The organism is Methylophaga sp., from assembly GCF_965655755.1.
Lineage (GTDB): Bacteria > Pseudomonadota > Gammaproteobacteria > Nitrosococcales > Methylophagaceae > Methylophaga.
On sequence record NZ_CBFHHW010000041.1, the window covers coordinates 7,155 to 13,426 of the forward strand.

General features: G+C 48.0%; 3 protein-coding genes. 1 reads left to right on the forward strand and 2 read right to left on the reverse strand.

The window, feature by feature from the left end; translation table 11 throughout:
• On the forward strand, positions 1 to 2,711 hold a 2,711-nt coding region (polA, locus tag ACTF5U_RS11310; RefSeq protein ID WP_438971738.1), incomplete at its 5' end, for a DNA polymerase I.
• Positions 2,712 to 2,723: 12 nt separating this feature from the next.
• On the opposite strand, the gene ACTF5U_RS11315 is transcribed toward polA, so the two are convergent.
• Both ACTF5U_RS11315 and ACTF5U_RS11320 read right to left on the reverse strand, forming a co-directional pair.
• Complete coding sequence (locus ACTF5U_RS11315) at positions 2,724 to 3,464, reverse strand: HEPN domain-containing protein (RefSeq protein ID WP_438971739.1); 741 nt, start codon at positions 3,462 to 3,464, stop codon at positions 2,724 to 2,726.
• Positions 3,465 to 3,934: 470 nt separating this feature from the next.
• A partial coding sequence (locus tag ACTF5U_RS11320; protein ID WP_438971740.1) for a DUF2339 domain-containing protein occupies positions 3,935 to 6,272 on the reverse strand: 2,338 nt, incomplete at its 5' end.

Here is a 6,272-nt window from a genome sequence, read left to right on the forward strand (position 1 = left end):
CTTACCTCTATCGTGCCTTTCATGCCATGTTCAAAGCTGACTTGCGTAATTCAGCCGGTGAACCCACAGGTGCGGTGCGAGGTGTCACTTCCATGTTACGCCGTTTAGTCGCTGATTACCCCGACAGTCCGATTGCCGTTATTTTTGATGCTAAAGGCAAAACTTTTCGAGATGAACTGTTTGAAGACTACAAAGCGCAGCGACCGCCAATGCCGGATGATTTGCGCACACAAGTTCAACCAATCCACGACATTATCAAGGCCATGGGGCTGCCTTTAATGGTGATTGACGGTGTTGAAGCCGATGATGTGATAGGGACACTGGCACATCAAGCCACACAAAAAGGTCTGGACGTCGTTATCAGTACCGGCGATAAGGATATGGCGCAACTGGTCAACCAGCATGTCACACTGGTCAACACCATGACTGAAACTGTTCTGGACATCGAGGGCGTTAAGCAAAAATTTGGTCTGCCACCCGAATTGATTATCGATTTTCTGGCATTGATGGGTGACAAAGTCGATAACATTCCCGGCGTGCCCGGCGTCGGTGAAAAAACCGCCTTAGCGCTGATTCAAAATCTCGGCAGTATCAAAGATATCTATCAGGATTTAGAAGCGGTTCGCACGCTCGATTTTCGCGGTGCCAAGAAAATGCCTGAAAAGCTGGCCGAAAATAAAGACATGGCCGAGCTCAGTTATCTGCTGGCCACCATCAAATGTGATGTTGAACTGGATATCGACATTGAGGGCATAAAAAATGGCGAACAAGATACCGAGTCGCTACTGGCGCTATTTAAACAAATGGAATTTCGAAGCTGGATAAGCGAGCTGCAATCTGGCAGCGGCAGTTCCGTTGTCAGTCAGGCCGCCACCCCGCTCAGCACGGAAACCACCGTCAAGCAGGATTACCAGACAATCCTGACTCAGGAACAATGGCAGAGCTGGCTGAAAAAACTGAACGACGCCGAATTGTTTGCATTTGATACCGAAACCACCAGCCTTGATTATCTGGAAGCCCGAATTGTCGGTGTGTCGTTTGCCGTCGAAGTTGGCGAAGCCGCCTATCTACCGCTAAGACATGATTATCCCGGTGCGCCTGAACAACTCGACTTCGATGCCGTGATGAAAGAACTCAAATCGTTACTCGAAGACGCCAGCAAACTCAAAGTCGGTCAGAACCTGAAATATGATCGGCACGTATTGCTTAATCACGATATCAATCTGCAAGGTATTGCTCATGACACCATGCTGGAGTCTTATGTGCTGGACAGCACCGCAACCCGTCACGACATGGACTCTTTGGCAAAAAAATACCTAGACCGTGACACCATTCATTTTGAAGACATTGCCGGCAAAGGCAAAAAGCAACTGACCTTCAACCAGATCGGACTCGAAGAAGCAGGCCCGTATGCGGCAGAAGATGCCGATATCACATTACAACTGCATCACGCTCTCTGGCCACGAATTGAAGCGATACCTTCATTACAAAAAGTTTACACAGAACTTGAAATGCCGCTGTTGCCGGTGCTGAACACGCTGGAACGCAATGGTGTCAACATCGACATCTGGATGCTGCAAAGTCAGAGCGATGATATGGCGCATCAAATCACCGAACTGGAAAAACAGGCGCATGAATCGGCCGGACAAACCTTCAACTTAGGCTCCCCTAAACAACTACAGGAAATTTTGTACGAAAAACAGGAACTGCCGGTTAAAAAGAAAACACCTAAAGGCCAACCATCAACCGCTGAAGAAGTGTTACAAGCGCTGGCTGATGATGGCTATGAATTGCCACAGATCATCATGAATTATCGCGGCCTGAGCAAGCTCAAATCGACCTACACCGACAAGCTGCCTTTGCAGGTCAACCGCAGCACCGGGCGAGTACACACTTCCTATCATCAGGCCGTGACAGCGACAGGTCGCCTGTCATCCTCCGATCCGAACCTGCAAAATATTCCTATCCGCAGTGAAAACGGTCGTCGTATCCGTGAGGCCTTTGTCGCCAGTGACGGTTACATCCTGCTCGCCGCCGATTACTCACAAATCGAACTCCGCATCATGGCGCATCTGTCAGGTGATGATAGTCTGTTACAAGCGTTTGCCAAAGGCGAAGATATTCACCGCCATACCGCCTCAGAGATTTTCGGTCTATCGCTTGATGAAGTCAGCAGCGATCAACGCCGCAGTGCCAAAGCGATTAACTTCGGTTTGATTTACGGCATGTCCGCTCACGGCTTATCCAAGCAATTGGGGATTGAGCGTTATCAGGCCGCGGAATACATGCAGACCTATTTCGACCGTTATCCCGGTGTGCGTCAGTATATGGATAACACCCGTGAACAGGCCAAAGAGCAGGGTTATGTTGAAACCATCTTTGGTCGCCGCTTGTATCTGCCAGAAATCAATTCCAGCAATGGCATGCGTCGTCAGTATGCCGAACGCACCGCGATCAATGCGCCGATGCAAGGCAGTGCTGCTGACATTATCAAACGTGCGATGATTGATATTCATTCATGGCTGTGTGAGGCCGATACGGGCATTCGAATGATTATGCAGGTACACGATGAGTTGGTGTTTGAAGTGCCGGTTGATCAGTTGGATATGGCGAAAGACACCATTGAGAAATTTATGATGGGGGCTGCTGAACTCAAAGTACCTTTAGAGGTGGGGATTGGCGTTGGGGATAATTGGGAGAAGGCGCATTAAGGCTCTAGATTTTTACTTATCCTTGGCATGCTCACGATAAGCATTTATCACCTCTTTAGGAAGGAACACATACTTAATCACTGAATCAAGCATCTCTGGATGAAGGGTTAGAGGTGAATTTACAAAATACATTGGTGTTGGCTGTCTAACAACGTTTCTTGCAACCTTACCAAAGCAGTGGTTTTGCCATATCAATCCCTCTCGTGAAGGATGCTTGTGATCATCGATAAATTTCTCAAGTAACCCTCCATGAATTCTGTATTTATGCTTGGCTTTATTTTCACTGTTCTCAATACTCTGTATTTCATGACTCAACATGTTTCTAATCTGTCCACTGGGCAGCTTTAAATCGTAGTCTAAAACCTTACAATATCGCCTAATTTCCCAAACAGTCTTATCTAATCTCGCAAGCATTGGACCATACAGCTGATACGACGATTCCAGATATCTAAATCTGCCATATGTATCCAAATGCTCAATGGTTTCTTTTGCGACATCACTAAGTTTGAGGAGAAACGGCAATTTTTCTGTATATTTCATTGCCCTTTCAAGATCATGATTGATATCTTTTGCTTTTATTCTATTAAAAAGCAGGATTGCTTTTACATACTTTTCAATAGCTTGCAGAGACTGCCAATGAAACTGAGGATATAACTCATGTCTGAACGATAATCTTGCAGCTATGTAGTCCTGATCAGCTACATCCCTAAATGAGCGAACTGCAAAATTATTTAACAAAGTTTCTTTGTTCATCAAAAACCACCTACTTTTCAATAATTTTTTTCGCCTTAATGGCGAGTCAGGGAAATGCGTGCCCATTTCCCTAACAACCCTAGGGCACCCCCATGTGCTGGCCTACGGCGCCACTGCGTTGCTCGCTTTATCTGGCGTCTGGTCAAAACTCGCTACGCTCAGACACTGACCAGCCGTTATCCAGATAAAGCTGTGCTACTCGTCAGCACAAAAGGGGATCATTGGGAGTTGAAATAACTGTTTTGTTTACTTCCCCTTTCTGCCCTTATGCGCTGCCGAGCATCGCAAATCAGTTTGGTTAAAACACGACGAGTGTTTGAGCGTAGCGAGTTTTCGTCGTGTTCCAAACTGATTGAGAAGCGCAGGGAACCCGCAGGGCAAGCATGGGCTGTCTTTTTGTTTGGTTCGTTTATTTTGGACAGGCAAAATAAATGAACGCCCTCGCGGCAGCGTATTAAAAATAAGCTTTTTCAATCCGCTGGTTGAACCCCACCCTGCATTCGCTTATACAACCAAGCCAACCCCAACAAAGAAAGCCCCAATCCCATAAAGGCTGCCACACGCCATAAACCATCAAGCCCCGACATATCCACCAAAAAGATCTTGGCAATCACCAAACTCAGTAAGCCCATACCCGCTTTGTAGAGCTCCTTAATTCGCCATTGCGTACCTAGCAACACCCCGGCAATTGCCATCAGCATCCACACAACCGAATAGGTATATAACTCACCATCACCAGTAAATTTATCGAGCGATAAATTACCACCCTGCCACAACTGACGGATTTCCAGCGCCACAAATAGCATCAGTGCCAGCCCGGCAAAGCGTAATGCCAGTTGTCGGAATTGCGGTTGGTGATAATAAGCCACTAACAATGCCCAGATAATCGGCGCGCCATACGCCAGTAACAGGATATTAAATACCGGCGTGCTGGAAATAGCATCACCACTCCACCATGGGTTGTGAATCGTTGCCGCTATGCCGAAACTCACTAACGCCATCAGTAGCAGGATTTTGGAGCAGATTTGATACAGCGTGGTCAGGCCTTGGCTGACTTTAGCGCGGTACTGATACGTTAATGCCAGGGCCGCCCACACAGAGGCGTTAATCGCCGCTTCAACCAGGCTGTAGTCGTGGGCAAACACATTGCCATCATATAACCAGTAACGTAATTCGGTACCCAGCGTTAACACCAACAGATGTAAGGTCGCCGCCTCCAGCCATGCCCGTAAATTACTACCTGCCTGACACTGACGACTGGCCAATAAGGCAAACAGCGTGGCGCCACCATAAGTCCAGATAGTCCAGTGGATATCGCTGCCATACTGCAACAGCCACGGGTTGAAAGTAAGTCGTAAAATAACGGCTGCCACTGCCGCTTTTATCATCCATTCCAGCCACGGTAGTTGATAGCGTTTCATCAGCCAGGTTAATGACAGCAGCTGAGCTGATAGCGCTAGAGATAAAGACGCTTCACGGAAATAAATGGCGACAGCTAACGTATAAGCAAGATGTGTGGACAGGGTTAACCACAGCACCATTTCATCACTTTTATCACGCTCCAGTCGCAAAGCAGCAAAGAAGCCGTACACTAAACCTGCCAGCAACGTCGCGATACTCCATGAGAGGGATTGCGCAATACCGTTCACGCACAGATACGCCAATGCCAGCCAGATCAACGGTGACAACAAGGCTAATGATGAACGGGCATGCGAGAAACCTAATCTCAGCCATTGCCAGCCGGATAAAGCGGAATAAAGTAGTGTCATCAAACCGGTATATATCAGAAAACTGTGTTGTTGCTCCGCAGTGAGTCCTATATTGGGGTAGCTGGTAAATTCCCACTGCACATGAAATGCTAACAACAGCCATGCGAGCCATTGCACGCCAAGGCTTAACCACGGTAACGCCCAAAGGCTCTGACGCTGACTCGCCGCAAAACAAATCACCACCAGCGGCGCCCACTGACCAAAGTGAATTGCACCAAGTCCTTGTATATAAATTGAGGCAGCCCAACCGAGGACTATGAGCGTCATCAGCAGCTGATTCATTGAGATCATGCCTATTGCGGTATGAATGGTTTTATTATCTGTCTGTGAGAATGTCAGCTTTTGCTTGCCTTGCAAAAACCAGTCAAACGCCGGAATCGCTAATAACATCCAAGCAAAGATGGCGAGGTAAATGCCACGGAAATCCTCTGGCTGGCTCGATGTTAATGACAGCAACCACCAGCCCATCGCGCCGGCAACAACACCCCACCACAACCAGCTTTTACTGACATAGCGGATGAGTAATAAACCGGCACTACTGATGATCAGACTGTAAATCATGGCGGCAAAAATATTGCCACTCCCAGTGTTGACCAAAAGCGGCACGACATAGGCACCGACTAACCCAATCATGGCCAGCATCGGGCCATGCATCAATGCCAACACCATGGTCACCAATGACACTATCGCAAGTGCCCCAAATACCCATCTCGGATCGATTAGATGATAGACATGTAATGCCGCCAGCAAGGCAGCATAAAGGGTGATACTGGCGCCGCCTGCAAGAGAGGCAAAGACCGGATCACTGCCGCCATTTTTACGCCGCAACCAATCTGCCGCCACATGCAGGGCGATACCCGTCAGAATCGCCATAGTGATCTGTGCTTTCGGGCCCAATAGACCCATATTGATGCTGTATTTGACCATAAAGATGCCCGCCAAACCAACGCTGATGCCGCCCAGCCAAGTCATCCAGTTATCAATCATGTGTTGCTGCCACCGTGGGCGTTGGTAAGGCGTAGTTGCCGCAAAATCGGTG